The sequence below is a fragment of the Mesorhizobium sp. M0910 genome (assembly GCF_040319465.1).
Lineage (GTDB): Bacteria > Pseudomonadota > Alphaproteobacteria > Rhizobiales > Rhizobiaceae > Mesorhizobium.
In genome coordinates, this window is the sequence record NZ_JAMYNZ010000010.1 from 87,666 (window position 1) to 105,824 (window position 18,159).

General features: G+C 60.3%; 15 protein-coding genes and 6 pseudogenes. 7 read left to right on the forward strand and 14 right to left on the reverse strand.

Annotated features, from left to right (window positions below):
* Positions 1-35: 35 nt before the first annotated feature.
* Positions 36-1,259, reverse strand: a complete 1,224-nt coding sequence (locus NKH78_RS23795) for an IS110 family RNA-guided transposase (RefSeq protein WP_352884413.1) — start codon at positions 1,257-1,259, stop codon at positions 36-38.
* Positions 1,260-1,498: 239 nt separating this feature from the next.
* On the opposite strand from NKH78_RS23795, the pseudogene NKH78_RS23800 reads away from it, so the two are divergent.
* Positions 1,499-1,789 (forward strand): annotated as a pseudogene (locus NKH78_RS23800) (integrase core domain-containing protein); the annotation flags it as partial.
* A gap of 148 nt (positions 1,790-1,937) precedes the next feature.
* On the opposite strand, the gene NKH78_RS23805 reads toward NKH78_RS23800, so the two are convergent.
* Positions 1,938-2,951: an L-histidine N(alpha)-methyltransferase gene (locus tag NKH78_RS23805; protein WP_352884414.1), complete on the reverse strand. Its 1,014-nt coding sequence runs from the start codon at positions 2,949-2,951 to the stop codon at positions 1,938-1,940.
* Between the two features lie 233 nt (positions 2,952-3,184).
* On the opposite strand from NKH78_RS23805, the gene NKH78_RS23810 reads away from it, so the two are divergent.
* Positions 3,185-3,553 (forward strand): hypothetical protein, encoded by a 369-nt coding sequence (locus NKH78_RS23810; RefSeq protein ID WP_352884416.1) that lies wholly within the window; start codon positions 3,185-3,187, stop codon positions 3,551-3,553.
* 150 nt (positions 3,554-3,703) lie between these two features.
* On the opposite strand, the gene NKH78_RS23815 is transcribed toward NKH78_RS23810, so the two are convergent.
* The 8 genes and pseudogenes from NKH78_RS23815 to NKH78_RS23850 form a co-directional block, all read right to left on the reverse strand.
* On the reverse strand, positions 3,704-5,170 hold the full coding sequence (locus NKH78_RS23815) for an aspartate kinase (protein ID WP_352884418.1): 1,467 nt from the start codon (positions 5,168-5,170) through the stop codon (positions 3,704-3,706).
* A gap of 38 nt (positions 5,171-5,208) precedes the next feature.
* Positions 5,209-5,916 (reverse strand): ectoine synthase, encoded by a 708-nt coding sequence (locus tag NKH78_RS23820; RefSeq protein WP_352884420.1) that lies wholly within the window; start codon positions 5,914-5,916, stop codon positions 5,209-5,211.
* Between the two features lie 3 nt (positions 5,917-5,919).
* A complete protein-coding gene (ectB, locus tag NKH78_RS23825) occupies positions 5,920-7,227 on the reverse strand; it encodes a diaminobutyrate--2-oxoglutarate transaminase (protein WP_352884422.1) in 1,308 nt (435 codons plus the stop codon).
* Positions 7,228-7,874: 647 nt separating this feature from the next.
* Entirely contained in the window at positions 7,875-8,099 is a 225-nt protein-coding gene (locus tag NKH78_RS23830; protein ID WP_352884424.1) for a hypothetical protein, read from the reverse strand.
* A gap of 284 nt (positions 8,100-8,383) precedes the next feature.
* A complete protein-coding gene (gene istB, locus NKH78_RS23835; RefSeq protein WP_352884426.1) occupies positions 8,384-9,112 on the reverse strand; it encodes an IS21-like element helper ATPase IstB in 729 nt (242 codons plus the stop codon).
* Positions 9,045-10,611, reverse strand: a pseudogene (gene istA, locus NKH78_RS23840) (IS21 family transposase). The gene istB and the pseudogene istA overlap by 68 nt, the downstream one beginning before the upstream one ends.
* Positions 10,612-10,721: 110 nt before the next feature.
* On the reverse strand, positions 10,722-10,907 hold the full coding sequence (locus NKH78_RS23845) for an RES domain-containing protein (protein ID WP_352884427.1): 186 nt from the start codon (positions 10,905-10,907) through the stop codon (positions 10,722-10,724).
* An 82-nt stretch (positions 10,908-10,989) separates the two neighbouring features.
* Positions 10,990-11,643: a hypothetical protein gene (locus NKH78_RS23850; RefSeq protein WP_352884428.1), complete on the reverse strand. Its 654-nt coding sequence runs from the start codon at positions 11,641-11,643 to the stop codon at positions 10,990-10,992.
* A gap of 539 nt (positions 11,644-12,182) precedes the next feature.
* Here NKH78_RS23850 and NKH78_RS23855 point away from each other — a divergent pair.
* A pseudogene (locus tag NKH78_RS23855) lies at positions 12,183-13,291 on the forward strand (IS630 family transposase).
* Here the strand turns inward: NKH78_RS23855 and NKH78_RS23860 are convergent.
* The 4 genes and pseudogenes from NKH78_RS23860 to NKH78_RS23875 all read right to left on the reverse strand — a co-directional run bounded on the left by NKH78_RS23860 (position 13,288) and on the right by NKH78_RS23875 (position 15,540).
* Positions 13,288-13,701 carry a hypothetical protein gene (locus NKH78_RS23860; RefSeq protein WP_352884430.1) on the reverse strand — a complete coding sequence of 138 codons (414 nt, stop codon included), beginning with the start codon at positions 13,699-13,701 and terminating at the stop codon, positions 13,288-13,290. The pseudogene NKH78_RS23855 and the gene NKH78_RS23860 overlap by 4 nt on opposite strands.
* A 174-nt stretch (positions 13,702-13,875) precedes the next feature.
* A pseudogene (locus tag NKH78_RS23865) lies at positions 13,876-14,016 on the reverse strand (SMC-Scp complex subunit ScpB); the annotation flags it as partial.
* Positions 14,017-14,758: 742 nt separating this feature from the next.
* Complete coding sequence (gene scpB, locus NKH78_RS23870; RefSeq protein ID WP_352884432.1) at positions 14,759-15,457, reverse strand: SMC-Scp complex subunit ScpB; 699 nt, start codon at positions 15,455-15,457, stop codon at positions 14,759-14,761.
* A 14-nt stretch (positions 15,458-15,471) separates the two neighbouring features.
* On the reverse strand, positions 15,472-15,540 hold the full coding sequence (locus NKH78_RS23875; RefSeq protein WP_502899836.1) for a hypothetical protein: 69 nt from the start codon (positions 15,538-15,540) through the stop codon (positions 15,472-15,474).
* 384 nt (positions 15,541-15,924) lie between these two features.
* On the opposite strand from NKH78_RS23875, the gene NKH78_RS23880 reads away from it, so the two are divergent.
* The 4 genes and pseudogenes from NKH78_RS23880 to NKH78_RS23890 all read left to right on the forward strand — a co-directional run bounded on the left by NKH78_RS23880 (position 15,925) and on the right by NKH78_RS23890 (position 18,155).
* Positions 15,925-16,077: a hypothetical protein gene (locus NKH78_RS23880; protein ID WP_352884433.1), complete on the forward strand. Its 153-nt coding sequence runs from the start codon at positions 15,925-15,927 to the stop codon at positions 16,075-16,077.
* Positions 16,078-16,297: 220 nt separating this feature from the next.
* A pseudogene (locus NKH78_RS23885) lies at positions 16,298-17,399 on the forward strand (site-specific integrase).
* A 74-nt stretch (positions 17,400-17,473) separates the two neighbouring features.
* Positions 17,474-17,647: pseudogene (locus tag NKH78_RS32665) on the forward strand (hypothetical protein); the annotation flags it as partial.
* A gap of 49 nt (positions 17,648-17,696) precedes the next feature.
* Positions 17,697-18,155, forward strand: coding sequence for a hypothetical protein (locus NKH78_RS23890; protein WP_352884435.1), 459 nt, complete (start codon positions 17,697-17,699; stop codon positions 18,153-18,155).
* Positions 18,156-18,159 lie beyond the last annotated feature (4 nt).

An 18,159-nucleotide genomic window follows, 5' to 3' on the forward strand; every position in this document is an offset into this window, starting at 1 on the left:
GATGCAGACGGATGTTGTAGAATAGCCCGTTCTTCTCATTCGGCGGCTTTTTCCACAGCCTTCTGCCTTTCCGGCCTCGTTCGCCATCGGGAAGTCGCTGCTGCATAGGCAGCTTCCGCCTTCTCGACGCGGGATCGTTCTTCGGTGCGCTTGGCCGGGATGTTGTAGTCGAAGGCGGTGCCGCGTCTGGCATGGCTGGTCGGAAGGCCGGCACGCAGCTCGACCGATCTGAACTTGCGGGCGAGCAAGGCCGGCCGGGCCCAGATGTAGTCGGTATCCTTGCTCAGCATGTGCCAGATGATCATTGCAAGCTTGCGCGCAGTGGCGACGGCCGCGATGTGCTTCCCGCGGCGCGAGGCGATCCGCTTGTGGAAGGCGCGAAGAGGTCCTGGCGATCGCACAGCCGCCCATGCCGCCTCGACCAGCATCCCCCGCGCATGGCCGCGGCCCTGCTTCGTGATGCGCCCGTGATAGGCTGGCCCCTCACCGGACTGCCGCACGCTCGGATTGAGGCCAAGATAGGCAACGAGCTTCTGTGGATCGCTGAAGCGCCGTATGTCGCCGATTGCCGCGGCAACGCTCGCAGCCACGGTGACGTCGAGGCCGGGTAACGTCATCAGGCGGCGGATTGTCGGATCCTGAAGGGCATGTACGGCGATATCCGCCTCGACCACCGTCAACGCCTCGTTGATCTGGTTAATCAAGCCGAGGTGGCGCTCGATGGCGGCGCGCTCATCCGCAGGCAATATTTGCCTCGTCAGCCATTTGCGCCCGCTGATCCCGACGAGGTTCCCATGCGGACACGGCGGGATCAGGTGGGCGTGGAGGATTGACTGGATGAGGTTCTTCAGCCGCGAACGCTGGCGAACCAGCTGTGTCCGCCTGGTGACCTGTCTTCGGAGGGCAAGGGTCCTCGGATCCGGAACCCAGACCTCCGGCAGAAAGCCCGAGGCGTAGAGCTTCGCAAGGACAGTGGCGTCGATCTTGTCAGTCTTCACCTTCGCGTGCGCGATCATGTGCACCTGCTTGGGATTGGCGATCACGATCCGATCGACGTAGGGCGACAGCACTTCAGCGACGGCAGCAGCATTGCCCGTGGCCTCGATCACCACATGATCATCGTGGGTGAGTTCCTTCCTGGCGAACTCCTCGAGCTTATTGCGCAGCATTTGAACGCGGCCGAGCTTGACGATCTCGCCATCAAGCAACGACACGACCTCGGCGGCTACGCGGTGTATGTCCATGCCGATAATACGCACGGTTCCCTCCATCGTTGGTCACGAACTGGGAGCGAGCGGGCAACACGACAAATACGGATCCGCGCTCGCAGCGCATCCGGGCGAGTCGTAGGGGCGGCCAGACAATGTGCTCGAACTCGCAGTTCATCTGCATACGACGGCCTGCCCGCACTTGCGTGCTCCCGGTGCCCCGTGGCCCGGATGCGCCAAGCTTAACTGACGACCGAACAAACGATGACACCGAGAACAACATGCCGGATAATGCCTTCATCGAGAGCTTCAACGGCCGCCTGCGCGACGAACTGTTGAACGAGACGCTGTTCACCTCGCTCGCACAGACCCGCACGTCCCTGGCCCTGTGGCGCGCCGACTACAACAGCGCGCGGCCTCATTCGCAAATCGGATGGCAGACGCCGAACGAGTTTGCACAGACCTTCAATCCGCGACGGTCGCTCGCGCTGCGCAATGCGAAAGGCTCCGCGCCAGCGCCCGTCGCTTCCACCGCCCATCAGGGCAAATCCAACGCCGGAAACGAACTCAAAACTGGATAGAAACTGGGGACAACGTCACTATCTTTCCTTCGTGAAAATGGCGTCTCGCTGCGTGGTGGCAACATCTCCGAGCGAGGAACATCCCATGGAAAGCAATCAACAGGACCAACCGTTCAGTGGCGGCCCAAATGCGGTTGAAACTCGAGGTCTATGGGGCATCCACAATTTGAAACAAACATACGGCGTATCTCCGCTTAGAATCCGTCCAATGGTGCACCGGGTTCAAGCCATGCTTTATGAATATGTCGTTAAACGTATGCAGATTCACTTTGCGCATGATCTCAGTCCTAATCATCTCTCCTTTTTCTAAGAAAAACGAGAAATCTAGTCTCTTGAGATTGACGGATTGGGCCTGCATCGCCTCCAAGTGAGCCTCCATTCGGCAGAGAGGTTTATTGTGAAATGCGACATGTCGAAACTGGAAAACATTAAAGTTTCCATCAAAGCGCCAATTCAAATGCTGAAGAACGCACAGGTTGGTTAGAATAGCACTTTGGTTATTATAGGCTGCCTCTAAGATATCCGAACTTTTGTCCAAGTCTATGCCGACTAGAAAATAGTCCCCTAGAGAGAACAACGAACGCACGGAATGAAGCAGACCATGCAATTCATCATCGTACATGTTTCCCACTGAGGCGCCGAGGCAAACTAAAAGCTTTTGACCTGTGACGGTGGCAGCCTGTTCCAATCCGGTTTGGTAGACGCCAATGATGCCCGTAAAGTTCAAGTCTGGTGTCATCGAGAGCAGGTTTTCCGCAGCTTTCTCCAGAATTGAACGATTGATGTCAATAGCGGCGTAAGCAGTTGAGCCGTGGTTCTCCACGTAAGCGTTGATCAATAGCGTCGTTTTTTGTGCGGTTCCAGACCCCAATTCGACGAGAGAGACCGGGCCTGTCATATCGGCAATGGATTTTGTGTACTGCGCCAGTATCTCTTCTTCGGCTCTGAATAAGTAGTAGGAATCCTCTTGGCAGAGCCGCTCAAATAGTGCTGATCCTGTATCATCATAGTAGTACATGCTGCCTATAGAACGCGGAGACCCCGATAAAGACTGTATCAACACGTCGCCGCGAAAGATTTCCGTTTCGGGAAGATCGGCACCGATGATTGTACGCTTTTGGCGTTCGCCTAGTTTGTGTTTGCTTGGACGCCCTTGAGGCATGTCGATAGACCTCTAAACAAAAATACTGCAACATCTGAAGGCATAGCGAAGAATACCATCAGTCCCACGACTGAAAGAGCCGCAAGAGTTATGCCAATTGTGACACTAGGCCGCACGAAGGCGATTCCTTTTTAGAATGAATGAGTTAAGCCAAAATATGCAAGAAAGGTGTCGCCACTCCGGTGTCGCGGTCGCGACAAACTCGACAATAGGTGAGACCCAGGCGATGTCGTGTGCAGCCGGGTCATGCCGCGCCAGACGACTATATTGCCGGGAAGCGTGTTAAGGACGCGCGGTCTGGTTCGGGATGCGTCGATCCAGTTGGGCGCGGCGTCTGGCGCCAGCTGACCACCGCGATGATGGCGAGGAAATTCGACAGCCTCTCGGCGGTTTCGAGCCTCGCCTCCTCGGCACGGCGGCCGGTCGCCGGCGACAAGGTCCTGCAGCCGTCCCTGGCTTTCTTTTATGATGCCGTCGGCCAAGGCCATGGCACGGGAGAGTCGCCCATGAGCGCCCTTGATGCCATGCCGTCGATCATCGATCGGATCCGCCACGATCTCGTCGGACTGAAGATCCTCATCAACACCGCTCTGCAGATGTAGGAAACCACGATCCCGCGATCGATCAGGCCGATGTCTTTCCAGCCGTCACGGCGATTTTAGCGCAACCGAGTCTGCGAAAGGCTCGAGTTTCCACGATGCCGGTGGTGACGCTTTGTAGACAATCATCGGCCAGCTGCATGTGACTCAGCCTTAGAGAGCTCCACCCCGGAGGAAGGCTGCGCTGCAAGAGGCAGGCCGTGAATCTTCGATCAGGGCGCGGTGAAGCGCCCTAACAGCGTCGTCAAAGCGCGATTCATCCACGATGAAGATTATATCTACGTGGCGCATGAGCTGATGGACGCCCAGGATCTCGATGCAAGCATCCGCTAGCGCTTGCACAGCAGTGGCCGTTAGGCCCTGGAGATTGAGGTCGCTTCCGATGGCCGAGACAATGCTCACCTTCGTTGCGACAATGGCAGCCGTCGGAAAGGCTTCCTCTAGAGCCTGGACAACGGACGCAATTACGTCGGGCGCCGCGGCGAGGTAATGCGTGATTGTATTTGCATTCGATGTCTTGGTAATGACGCGGACCGCATGGGCTTTCAACGTTTGGAGGATCTCCGCGTCATAGCCGCTCACACCCACCATCTGCTCGAAAAATTCTAGGGCACATACTTCCCTGAGGCCGGTAATAAACTCCGCCTGCGGTATGTCGGAGATATAGTCGCGCGTGATGAGGGTTCCTTCGTCCCCAGGTTCGAAGGTATTCTTGAAACGAAGAGGTATATTCGCATGGAGCAGCTCCTTGGCTGCAGCCGAATGTATCGCCTCCACTTCGAGGTTGGAGAGCTGATAGGCGACATCATAGTTGGTGTGGCCGATGGTGCGGACCCGTTCAATGCCGACAATTTTTGGGTCAGCTGTCGAAAGATGGTACTCCTTGTGGATTATTGCTTCCCTGGCGCCTGTGAGTACGGCGATCCGGGCGAATGTAAACTCGGTGTAGCCACGGCCATAGAGCTGCACCAGACCACCTGGGCATCGGCTGTAGCCGGTGACGATCGGCAGTTGTTTGCCGAGGTCGATCGCCGATAGCGCCGTCTCGATTCGCGCGTCAAGGCTCATTTCAGTTTCGTCACGCCAGCCCGTCATGTCCACAAAGGTCGCCTCGACGCCGAGTGTCCTGAGGAGCAGTGCCGTGTTGTGGGAACTGTGGGCTTCGCCCAGCGCGGCGAGAACCTCGCGCACAGTATTCAAGTGTTCTTCGAGCCTGAAGGGGCCATTTGAGCAAAGCCGAAGCAGATCCAACAGACAGTCGCGCACTCCTTCAATGCGGTCGCGAACAAAACGATCGGCGACGCGCCTTTCCGACGAGCGACCAAAGACCTCCGCCTTGATCCTCCTCATCTCACGATGGACCTCTGCGATCGCTTCGACTAAAGCCGATCTTGATCTGGCGCCCGCAAAGCGCGCATAGGCGCCGGGTTTGCCGGTTTTCTTGTGCTCGAGAAGCCGATCGGTCATTCCACTGTAAGCGGACACGACGAATATGCGATTGTAGAGTGCGCTCCCGTTGCGTCCTCCGATTAGGACATTCTCGACTACGGCAGCAGTGTTGGAGATCGACGTACCTCCGATCTTCTCGACGGTGTGGGCGCTGGGCTTGCGGTTAGGCAAGAGGTGTCACCTCAAAATCTTTCGGCGAGGTGAGTTGGTCAATGGACAAACCCGCAGCACCAGCGGCCATCCATAGCCACTATTTCGCGGCGGGAGGTCCTGCTTGCGCGCTCACATTCAGACGTTCTTCTCCTTCTGACCCTCGCAGCGCTGCCGTGCCAAGGCCCTCCGCACCTCGGCCACGGCAGGTCGATCGAATTCACGCGTCGTCGTACTTTCCTGGTCTGCGGATGTGCTCGCGCAGGGGAAACCACGGCCTCACGGCCTCTGGCATGACGAGCGACGGCAGAGCGGCGGAGGGACCGACTACTCTCGATGTCGGCGCTTATTAGCCATCTCTGTGACGATATCAGATCGGCCAGGTCGAGAGGATAGGCACCGGTCTCATCATGCACCTCGCTACCGGCCAAGGGAGGGACGAAGACACATGCCAACACCAGTTCGGTCTCTGCACACAGCAGCTGAGCGTCATGCTTGTCGAGCGCGCAAATGATGCCCGGTCCTAAAACATGGACCTTATCCGCCTGCGGATCCTCGATAGAGCCCATTCCCGAGATGCGGTAGACTGCCTCAAGGTGGTTCCGATGGTGCATTTTTAAGTCGGCGCGGGGATGAATCCTGGTGAAATGAAAGGAGAAGCCCATCCCATCGCTCTTCAGGAGGAACCGAACGCTTTCCCAGCTCGACGTCTCAACACGCCGGGCTCTCAGTTTCTCCTCATTGAGATCCTTGACGAAAATGTTCACCTCTCACGCTGCCGTGTTCACAGCGTTGCCCATCACGCTGTCGATAGCGTCCTGGAGGATGTCGAGACCTTGGTTAAGTTGACCCTCCCCAATGATGAGGGGTGGCAGACATTTCACGACCTCGTCCTTGGGACCAGAGGTCTCGACGATGAGGCCGTTCTGGAAAGCGGTCCTGACCACCTCACCGGCAACCTCGCCCGACTTCAGATCGATACCCCGCATCATACCACGACCCTTGGCAGATGCGCGGTTTGGGTCGTATTTCTGCGCGATCTGCTCGAGGCGGCTTTTCAGCAGATTGCCTTTCTCCATGACGGACGCTGCCAAGCTGTCCGTTCGCCAGAAGTGCTCCAGGGCTGCCCGGGCAGTGACGAAAGCATGGCAATTGCCGCGGAACGTGCCGTTGTGTTCTCCCGGCTCCCACTTGTCGAGTTGTCGATCAACAAGGACGAGGGCCATTGGCAAGCCATAGCCCGATATCGATTTCGCCATCGTGACGATGTCTGGGCGGAGACCGGCCGCCTCGAAGCTGAAGAAAGCATCGGTCCGGCCAACACCCGCCTGAATGTCATCTACGATCAGCAGAGCTCCGTGCCTTTGGGCAATCGCTGCTACCTTGCGCAGCCACTCTGTGCCGGCGACATTGAGGCCGCCTTCGCCCTGAACTGTCTCGACAATCACCGCCGCCGGGGCGTCCACGCCGCCGGACGGATCCGAAAGCAGGCGATCAAGGTAATCGGCGGTGTCCACAGCAGGTCCAAAGTAGCCATCATAGGGCAGCCGCGTCACGCCACCGAGCAGCTGGCCGGCGGCAGCGCGGTGATATCGGTTGCCCGTGCAAGAGAGCGCACCAAGGGTCGCGCCATGAAAGCCGTTGGTGAAGGCGATGATGTTGGAGCGTCCGGTGATCTTGCGTGCTAGCTTGAGGGCAGCCTCGACGGCGTTCGCGCCAGTCGGTCCCGGAAACTGTATCACGTAATCTAATTGTCGCGGCCCAAGGATCGTCTCGTTGAATTCTCGCAGAAAAGACTCTTTTGCTTCGCTATACAGATCGAGGCCATGGGTGATGCCGTCAGCGGCAATGTAGTCTGCCAGGGCGGACTTCAGCTCGGGGGGATTGTGCCCATAGTTTAAACTCGAGCAGCCCATGAGAAAGTCGAGATAGGCCGTCCCATCTCGCGCAAACAACTGAGCCCCCCGCGCTGTCGCGAAAACTACCGGAAAGCGACGGCAGTAGCTCCGCACTTCGGACTCAAGATTGTGGAAAATCGCGAATTCCTCCTCGCGATCCGGTGCACTTTGGTCAGTCATCGTTGCCTCCCTATTTGGGTATTGAGGTAGGCGGACCGGCGGGAATGCCTGTTCGATGGGGTCGAATCCCCCAGGCGAACATCAGTGCCGCCTCGCCTCGCGTTTCATGCTGAGAACGTCTCAAAAGCCATGCCAATTGCGCCGAGGGAAGCTAAGAAATATTTTCTGAGGTTTGTTCAGTGACTTGTCCCGGAGTGCAGCAGACTGCCAGCCTAAAACAATGTGTCGCGGATTCGACAAACGACAGTAGGTGTCGATTGCCCGGCGTTCTCTCAGGAATGAGGACGGGGTTTAACAACGGGACTCGGTGACCTCGTCCGGCGCGCGGGCAGTCTGCTCGATGATGTCAGCGCGCAAGGATGCCGCGAACGCGAGCATCTGCTCGTCGCTCTCGTCAATTGGCCGTTGCTGAACCCGCACCTATAAGTCGCAGACGGCCACGCCCCCTTTCTGCCCATGGAACTTGTCATCCCACCAGGCAATCTTAGGATAGGCCGCGTGCGTGAGCGGAAAGGCCTCTGAGAGGTTCATCGCCGCTGAAATGCCTTTCTCGTCGACATCCAAACGGGACGGTGACAATCGCACTCCCGCCTGATCTGTCGGGCCGGATTGATGCCTTCTGCGCCGGCGCGGCAACATCGGCTCGTCTATGGAGCCAGGCCGACCCCGTAGTGTTCGGTGACCCACCAGAACCAGTCTTGATCGAGATCCACCTTGCGTGCCGCCTCGGCAACTGCATCGGCCGATCGCTCAAACAGCGCATAGCAGAGTTTGGCGTCATCGTGCCGGGCATGGTAGGCGATGCCGTCCGCGCCAACGGGATGACGGGCAAGCGCTACAGGCCTGCGGCACGTGGTAGGGCAATCCGCCATGTGCGACCTCGGCGGTTCCCCAAGGCGAGCAAGACCGGGCTCGGCAAGCCGGATCAATTTCAGATCTCGTTTGATGAGGAGGCGAACATAGGCCTTCCGCTTGAGTAAATCCGCATCGATGAGGGTGCGCCTGTCAAACGGCTTCCAAAACTGACCCCCGATCGGCGTCCAATTTTGACCCCCCCCTATGTAATGCGCGGCGGTCAGCGTTCGCCCGGGCGGAGCTGGTTTGGGTTGCGCAGCCCGGGCGAGCGCGGATAGCGCTTGGCAGCTTGATGGGGTGATCAGGCGCGGTTCTTGAAGCGCCAGGACTCGTTTCCGGTCTCGATGATCTCGCAATGATGAGTGAGACGGTCGAGCAGCGCTGTCGTCATCTTGGCGTCGCCGAAGACGGCGGGCCATTCGCCGAACGCCAGGTTGGTGGTGACGATGATCGAGGTCCGTTCATAGAGCCTGCTGATCAGGTGGAAGAGCAATTGCCCGCCGGCCTGGGCAAAGGGCAGATAGCCGAGTTCATCGAGCACGACGAAGTCGAGCCGGGTGAGGTAGTCGGCGATACGACCCTGCTTGCCGCCGCGGTGCTCGGTCTCGAGCCGGTTGACGAGATCGACGACGTTGAAGAAGCGGCCACGTGAGCCGTTGCGGATCAGGGCGCGGGCAATGGCGATTGCCAGATGCGACTTGCCGGTTCCGGTGCCGCCGATGAGCACGGCGTTGCGCTGGTCGGCGACGAAGGTGCCGTTGGCAAGATCCCGGACCAGCACTTCGTTGACCGGCGTGCCGTCGAAGTCGAACTCATCGATGTCCTTGGCGATCGGCAGCTTGGCGACAGTGAGCTGGTATTTGATGGAGCGGGCCTGCTTCTCGGCGATCTCGGCCGACAGCAGATCGCCGACCATCCTCGGCGGCTCGTGCTGGCGCTTGATGCCTGTCGCCATGACCTCGTCATAGGCGCCGCGCATCCCGTAGAGCTTCAGCGTCCCCATCAGTTCCAAAACCTGGGTGCGTTCCATCAGCTTGCCCTCCTGAGGCTGTCGTAGCGGGCGCAGTCGGCTTGCGGCTCGTGTTGCAGGCGAAGAGCGTCCGGGGTGAGAATGGTGACGGCCGGCGCCGGATCGCGCCGCCGCGCCAGGATGTTGATGATGACGGCGGCGGAGCAGACATTCTGATCGAGCGCTTCCTGGCAGGCAGCCTCCACGGCATCGATGCCGTCGGTCAACACCGTGGCCAGGATCGACACCATCTGCCGATCGCCGTCATGCGCCGCCTTCAATCTGCGTCGGATACGCTCCATCGCCGAGGGCAGAACCCAGCCCTGGAAGGGCGCACCGTTGCGCAGTGCACCGGGCTTGCGGGCAAGGACCGGCATATAATGCCAGGGATCGTAGATCGTCTCCCCGCGCCCGAAGGAGCGGGCATGTTCGGCGACGACCACGCCGTCCTGGCGAATGACGATCTTGCCGGCATAGGCATGGATCTCGACCGGGCGGCCGACGGCCGTCGACAGGACCGAGTATTTGTTGTTGTCGAAGCGCACCGTGCAGGTCTTCGACACCGAGGCCGGCACCGTATGGAACCCGTCGAAGGAACCGCGGTATTCAACCAGCTTGCCACGCTCCTCCTCGAACACGTTCCAGATCGTTCGTTCCGGTTGCTCGACGTGACGATGCGCCTTGGCGTAGGCGACGCACTTGTCATGCAGCCAGGCGTTTAGCTCCTCATAGGTCTTGAAGCGCAGCCGCGGCGTGAAGAAGCGCTCGCGCACCAGCCCGACCTGGTTCTCGACCTGACCCTTCTCCCAGCCCGAGGCCGGTGTGCAGGCGACCGGCTGCACCAGATAATGGCTGCACATCTGCAGGAAGCGGCGATTGTATTGGCGATCCTTGCCAACAAAGATCGTTTCCACCGCCGTCTTCATGTTGTCGTAGATGCCGCGCGTGCAGGCGCCACCGAAGAAGGCGAAGGCCCGGTCGTGGGCGTCGAACACCATCTCCTGCGTCTCCCGCGGATAGGCCCTGACGAACATCACGCGGCTATGGCAGAGCCGGACATGGGCGACCTTCACGGTCACTGTCACGCCGTTGATCAGGACGATCTCGTGGCTCCAGTCGAACTGGTAGGCCTCGCCCGGCGCGAAGAACAGCGGCACATAGGCGTCCGCCATCGCCGACCCCTGCGCCTTCGCCCAGCTCTTCGCGTATCGGCGGACGGCGTCATAGCCTCCCTCGTAGCCCAGGCTGCAAAGCTCTTCGTAAATCCGGATTAGCGTCAGTTGCTCGCGCGCCGCCTTGCCACGGTTGCCATTCAAAAACCCGTCAAGCTGATCCTGCCGCGGACCGATCTTCGGCTTGGGCTGCCGCTCGCGTTCGTAGGAGAACGATGTCTCATCGGATCTGAGAATCTTGCGGACGGTGTTCCGCGAAACATGCAGTTCGCGGCAAATCCGCTTGAGCGACCATCCCTGCACATGGAAGGCGCGCCGAACCCGGGCAATCGTATCCACCGACTTCATCCCCACACCATCCGCTCGCTACGACGAGCGGATGGTCGCAAATCAAAGCATCAGGGGGTCAAAATTGGACGCCGATTCCCCAGCTTATGGGGTCAATTTTGCACGCCGATTCACATGCGCCCAGGCGTTCGCAGAAACGTCTCGGCGAACGCGCCATTGGTCTTCCTTGCCGCGTAGAGAACACCATAGGAGGCGTCCGGAGCATTGAACCGCCCTTCAGTCGACCGATCAAAGAAGATCGGCTCCCACTTGGCGGTGTAGAAGCGGTGAACCTCCTGCCCTGCCGGTAGGTTCACCAGCTTGGGCCGGCGTCAGTGCAGGTCTGCGGGAGGAAGTGGCCCGCTCACGCTCCCTGCTCACCATGCCGCCTCGCGGCTTCTAGCACGAGGTCGAGTTGGCCGGACTTGAGCAGTTCGATGGGTTTGCGATTGGCCAGCCTTCCATCCGGCTGGGAGAGGAAGTTGAGCACCGTCCAGGAATTGCTTGTCTGCAACGCCTCGCGAACGGCTTTGAGCCCTGGCACAACGGTGCCATCGCGTTGAACTGCAGAGTCGGGTAGCTGCGACGGTTGCTGGGACCGGGAACCGCAAACAATGAACCGTCCTGCACGCGCTTGTCGATCGCCTGCCGGGAGGCACCGCGCATGAGAGTACGGACCTCATCAAGGTCATAGGCGCCACCTGCCTCGCGCAGATCCTGCTGGGCGATACGGACGCCTTCAAGCATCGCGCCGCTGCGCGCATCGGGCTCGAATGCGGACTTGTCCACTAACGGTTCACGCCCGACCTGGGTATGACGCGGGGCTCGCTCGATGACCTCGGTGACGCGAGCCACACGACCGCGCACCGACTTCCTGATTGCGCTGACAGATTCCGGCTTTTCGGAAACGATCGCCACGTGGGCGCCGGCCGGCAGCTTGAACCCGGACAGCGCCTTGATCGGGTCGCCCTTCATCGTGAACATTGTCAGCACGCCCCTGCCCTGCATCTTCGCGGTGACGGCCGTTGCCTTGGCGGGCGCTTTTTCTGCCATGGTCATGCCTCCTGATGAGGCAAATTTGGAGCGTCCCGCAACTTTGCAACTTCGACAATGCTCCGGCGGCTCAGCAGACTGGGCTATCCTCAACCGGAGTCCTGAACAATAGCACGGGGTGTGCCATCCTCGGACAGCCGCGGAGATGAAGCGAGCGTCGCTACGGAATCGCCTCAGGATATCTTGGTTCTTCAGCCGGCGGGGCCATGTTCGTCCGTTGCGCTCCCAGAGGAGTGCGGTGACCCAATGTCCATTCGTTGGCAAGCAAGAACTCGCCATTCTCTAGTCGCCCGAATTGGTCATTTCCTTGGCGCGGCGAGGGTGTATTCGGCGTACTCGATCCCGACAATCCGGCCACAGGCAGGTTCGACCCAGGTGACAAGCCCGGCGTCGAGGCGCTGGCGACCATTCATATCAAGTCGTCAGACTGGAACGATTGAGACTTAGTCCGGCAGCTTTGCCTTAACTGCGGGCGTCACTAGTGTCCTGATTGCGTAATTCGTGCGATTATTGCGTTGATTCGATTGGAGACGCAATGCATGGGACGAGTTGCTGCAACCATCGACTTGAGCGCCGAGGAACGCAAGGAGCTTGAAGGTCTGTCGCGCCGACGGCGAACGGCGCAAGGTCTGGCCCAGCGGGCGGAGATTGTGTTGTTGGCCGCCGAGGGGCTTCAGAACAAGGCGATCGCGCAGAGCGTCGGGGCGGTTGAGAACACGGTCGGCAAGTGGCGACGCCGCTTTGCCCAAGATCGGCTGGACGCCTCTACGATGAGCCGCGGCCGGGTCGGCCACGTGAGATCGGCGATGATGCGATTGCCAAGATGATCCGCCTGACACTGGAGGCGACACCGCGCGAAGCCACGCATTGCGCGCGTGGTCGACCATGCGCCATCGACGATCCATCGGATATGGAAAGCTTTTGGCCTTCAGCCGCACCGCGCAGAAAGCTTCAAGTTGTCGAGCGATCCTTTGTTTGTCGAGAAGGTGCGCGACATCGTCGGCCTCTACATGGGGCACCGCCCGAGCACGCGCTGGTCCTGTGCGTGGACGAGAAGAGCCAAATCCAGGCGCTCGATCGCACCCAACCGGTGCTGCCGATGCGGCCCGGCCAGATCGAGCGGCGCAGCCATGATTACAAGCGCCACGGCGTGACGTCGCTGTTCGCAGCGCTCGATATCGCCACCGGACGCATCATCGGCAAATGCTATTCGCGCCACCGCTCTACGGAGTTCCGCCGCTTCCTCGACGAGATCGAAGCGGCGGTTCCTGAGGATCTCGACATCCATTTGGTCATGGACAACTACGCCACGCACAAGACGCAACCCATCCGCAACTGGTTCGCCAAGCGACCCCGCTGGCACGTCCATCTAACACCCACCAGCGCGTCCTGGATCAATCAGGTCGAGCGCTTCTTCGCCGAACTCACCGACAAGCAGATCAGGCGCGGCGTTCACCGCTCAACCAGAGAACTCGAAGCCGCCATCGAAACCTACATCGATGCTGTCAACGCCGACCCGAAGCCCTTCAGATGGACAAAGTCCGCTACCGACATTCTCGCCTCAATCGAACGCTTCTGCCTCGCAACCCTCAAAACCGGCGACCAACAGGCTAAAATCGTCAGAACTTCAGAATCAGGAGGACACTAGCCACTCCCTTGCGCTTCGGGGTAGTTGGCGCGCACGTAGTCACTTGCCGCTCGCGTCGAAGGGAACGTTGCCAGCTGCTGCGGTGCTTCGTCCGGCCGCTGTGCCGCTCGGATCACCAGGACCTGATCGTCGTCGAGACACACGCTGGGGTGCTCGCGGAACTTCAGCCATTCCGCTTGTTTCGCCTCGGCCAACGCACAGGCGGCATCGTAGTTGTCTGCGACGCCGAGATGTGTCGAGCGGTCCCACGCGCCGCCGTTGAGACAACGGATTTCGATGCGGCCGTTCCCCAAGGTGATGCCGTATGGACGATCCCACCATGCATCGAGCTGCGCCTTGGTGCGCTCTTCGTTCGGCGTCGCGTCGAAGGTCTTTGGCAATTTGGGGTCGAGTGGAATCCAGTTCGGCATTTGGACTTCTCACAAAGCTGAGAAAGCCGCAGGTTAAGGCAAAAACCGCATGATCGGAAGCTGTTCTCTGAACGGGGCGATAGGCCGCGAAAACTCCTATGGCCTGTCAATTGCGCTCTGCCAGCCCAACGAACCGAGACCGCGACCGGATCCTGCGACTTTGGCATAGATGATTTATTCATCGACGGCGTCTTCGGCATTGTCGCCGGCCTCTGCAAACCCCGGCATGATGTCGCCGGCGAGCAACTTCTCCTTCGAAAGCAGGCCCGCGTCCTCGAGCGCCTCAAAGTCGGGGAGATCGCGTAGCGTGCCGAGCGCGAGAATGTCCGCCGCAACCGTTCGACCTGGATACAATATTGTCCCCAGTGCCTTGCCGGCGACGAGGCGCCGTATTTCCGGCGGCCTGGCGTCGCGAATCTCCTGCTTCGCGCATGGCTGCGGCCTTCGAGATCGAAGTCCCGCCTGCCGCACAGCAATCGCGTCCTTCGACCAGGTCGAGCTTGTCCCGCAGCATTTCTGCGCAAGATGCGGCTTCGACCTACGCGCTGCCCCGAAGGCCTCGATCAAAACGGCCGCGCGACGGCTGGATCGCGCGATCGCGGATATATGCCGGGTGGAATCGGCAACGGGCTCGGCGGCAACCGGCGATGTTGTCGCGCGTGCTACGCGCACCGGCTGTCGCCGGCATCGGCTCGGCGAGGACCCTTACAAACCTCTCGACCGCCGCGCGCATTCGCTGCTTCGAGCAGCTCGCGGCAAAACCTCTGGACTGGCTTGTGACCGACAAGGCCGCCGCAGTCGCGCATCGGCGCCGGATGATCATGGCGGCGGGCGGCCATGATAAACTGATCGCTCGCTTCGCCGACTTCCTGGACAGGCCATCAGACGAGGCCGAGATCCAAGCACCCAACACAGCCCAGTGCTGGTCTTGCAGACGTGCTGTCGGCCTATCTTCGCGTGGCCAGCGCTCGGACCACGTCAAAGCCTCACCGCGACCTTCGAGTTGCACAAGCCTGACGGATCGGTGGCGGACCCCTCCTGTCTTGGCGCGTGTCTACTATTCGTCCATGACGGCGCCGGCGTCAGGATCGCCGTCATCGGCAAACCCTAGCATGATGTCGCCCGCCAGCAGCTTTTCCTTGCTGAGCAGTCCTGCGTCCTCGAGCGCCTCGAAGTCGAGAAGATCGCGCAGGGTGCTCAGCCCGAACTCCAGGACGAATGCCTGCGTGGTGACGTAGGTGTAGGGCGCGCCCGGCTGCGGCGCGCGCGGGCCGGATGCGATCAACCCGGAGGAGCGAAGGTTGCCGAACCAGGTCGCGGCTGATCTCTTTGCCGAAGAAGGTGGACAGCTCGGCGCGGGTGATGGCTGGAAATAGGCGATGCACATCAAAACCAGCACCTCGGATTGGGTGAGGTCGACCGCCCGTTCACTTGCGCCGACGGCCCTGCGGATGGCGTCGGCATAGGCCGGACGAGTCAGGTGCTTCCAGCCGCCGGCAACAGCGACCAGGTCGTAGGGCCGGCCGCGCAGCTCCTCGCGGATATCGTCGATCAGGAGATCGACGCTGCAGGTCTTGCCAACGATCCGGGCCAAAGTCTCCCGCGTCACCGGCTCGCTGGCAGCAAAAATGGTTGCCTCAACGCGGTTCATCCATTCGCGCCAGCGCGCCTCCGACGGCAGGTGATCCAGTTCGCGATCGAACAGGCCGTCATCTGGTCGCCCCTTCTCTCTTCTCGTACGCGTTTCTTCCGCCATCGTCCTCAGATCCCTTAGATGCGGAAGGTCGTGCGACCGCTGAGCTCCCGCACGGCGTCGAGTTCGACCAGACGATCGAACAGGCGCTTGCCTTATCGGACGTAGCGGCGAAACGCCTAGCGCAGCACCTTGTCGGTCATCCTAGATCGGTGGAAAAGCCCGGAAACACGCGGTTTTGGGCGTCTTTCTCACCCTAATTCGGTGGACTCTCACCCCAGTTCTGTGGACGGATCGGCCCAGGTAAGTGGATTCCGCCGCCTCGCCGCGGTTCCAGCGGCGCTTCCGAGGTCGGCTAGGAACCAAGCACGCTGCTTTCCGCCCTTCTACCTTTCCCAAAAGCCTGGAATCCGCGCTCGGGTCATTGCGGCCCCGTGGACACGGTTTGGCCCCTTCCAAGTCCGCCGCCACCTCCGGAGGCCTCGATCGCGCTCTGCGGACCTGATAGACCCGTGCCCCCGGTGACGAACATGGCCAGCAGGAAGGCTGGCGATGATCCAAAGCGTCGCCTTGCCCCGGCAAGATCGAGCAATCGCGCGGCGCCGCTCAATTTCGCCGCGCGCCATGCAAGCGAGGCCGTCGCAAGGGCGCTTGGCGCACTGACGGTATTCCGCTCCAGCTGAAGACAGGCCTGGATCGAGCCACATGATGAAGGGCGGCAAGCGATGCTACATCGACGCCAAGGCGGATGATGGCGTCGCGCGCTACCGCCTTCCGCCAATCGGCATCGTCCACCGCGAACTTGTCGGGGTTACGTCCCATGACCGTCGCCCTCGCCTTCGTTCACCAAATCAGGCTAAGAATCCACCTAATCGGGACGAATACACCGAATTAGGATGAGCGATGAATGATACAGAACAAACACATACAGTCCGCTCATCCAGGAAGGACGACAATGCAAAATCCCCGGAAAATCCACCCAGAATCGACGATACGGCCGCCGACCATCTCGATGGCGATCTGCCCGATGTCATCGATCTCGTGTTGGAAATGGGTGCCTCGCCACCGTCGGCGCGCCTGGGAGCCCTCGTCGAGACCGCGACGGCCTACGCGAAGGCCTCCAGCTCCGAGAACACCCAAACCGCCTACGCCAAGGACTGGCGGCATTTCACCAGCTGGTGCCGCCGGGAAGGGTTCGATCCGCTGCCGCCTTCGAGCCAGGTCATCGGCCTCTACATCAGCGCCTGCGCCGCTGGCGATGCCAAGCGCGGCACCCCTCCCCTGTCCGTCGCCACAATTGAACGCCGCCTCTCCGGCCTCGCCTGGAACTTTACCCAACGCGGTTTTTCGCTCGTTCGATCCGACCGCCACATCGCCACGGTCCTCGCCGGCATTCGCAGAAAACACGCAAAGCCACCGCGGCAGAAGGAAGCCGTACTCGGTGAGGATCTCTTGGCGATGATCGCCACGCTCGGCCATGATCTGCGCGGGCTGCGCGACCGCGCCATCCTGCTGCTCGGCTTCGCCGGCGGCCTGCGCCGCTCGGAAATCGTCGGGCTCGACGTCGTCCACGACGACCACAGCGACGGCGCCGGCTGGATCGAGATTTTTGCCGACAAGGGCGTGCTGGCGACGCTGCGAGGAAAAACCGGCTGGCGCGAGGTCGAAGTCGGCCGTGGCTCCAGCGATTTGTCGTGCCGAGTAGTGGCGCTGGAAACCTGGATCAGGCTGGGCCGCATTGGGAGAGGCCCGCTTTTCCGGCGCATCTTCAAGGACAACAAAACCGTCGACGTCGAGCGACTCTCCGAAAAGCATGTCGCCCGCCTGGTCAAGCAGACCGCGCTCGCCGCCGGCGTTCGCGCCGATCTTCCGGAAGGCGAGCGCGCGCTGCTGCTTTCAGGGCGTGCAAAAACAGCTCGGCCATGCCTCGGCCGAGATGACCCGCAAATATCAGCGCCGGCGAGATCGGTTCCGGACCAACCTCACCAAGGCTTCCGGGCTGTAGCGTAACACGCAGGATTTCGAAGGTTTCGGAATAAAGCTTTCCGATCTGTGGACTGCATTACCGCTTGGGGCAGCATGTCAGGCCCAGGAAGCGACCGACAGAAAGGAGGGGTGGGCTTGCTCTCATACCGGTTGCTGAAAAACCACGCCGGCATTCTCCTGATCGGCGACTACACGTCTTTGCGCTGGCTGCATGAGGTTGTTCATGACGTCAACGAGAGGTCGCCGCTCGTTCGGGACAAGGAAGGAATGTTTCTCGGCCTCGCCTATGATGTACGCAAAGCTTACGAACGCCAACGTGAAATCATTCAGCCGCCCGCGCACCACCAAGAGATGGGCGTCCGCTACGGTGTACAGTTTGTGGCCGGTACTGCTGCTTCAACACAGGATGCTACGGCTGTCCCTCGCATTTCTCGACCATTCGGGCAAGACACAGGCCATCGCTTACGCGCTGGAGGCGATCATCGAGGAGGCACTGCAGGAAGATTTTGCAGCACAAGGAAAAGACGCAATAGCGCTATGGCAACGCATTCACGCGCAACCGGACGTCTTCGACAAGCTCCAAAGCCGCGGCGCAATCTTTTGCTCATGGACGAAGGCTGAACGAAAGCGGAATTTTCTACAGCTTCTGACCAGTTTCGATCCGATGTACGATAGCTATTATGCGCTCCGCCTCCAACCGGGTGAAAGGGATCTTTTATCTCCGGAAGAGCTTGAGTTATGGGCCAACGCCGAATGGCGTGATCCGCGCTGGTAGGGGC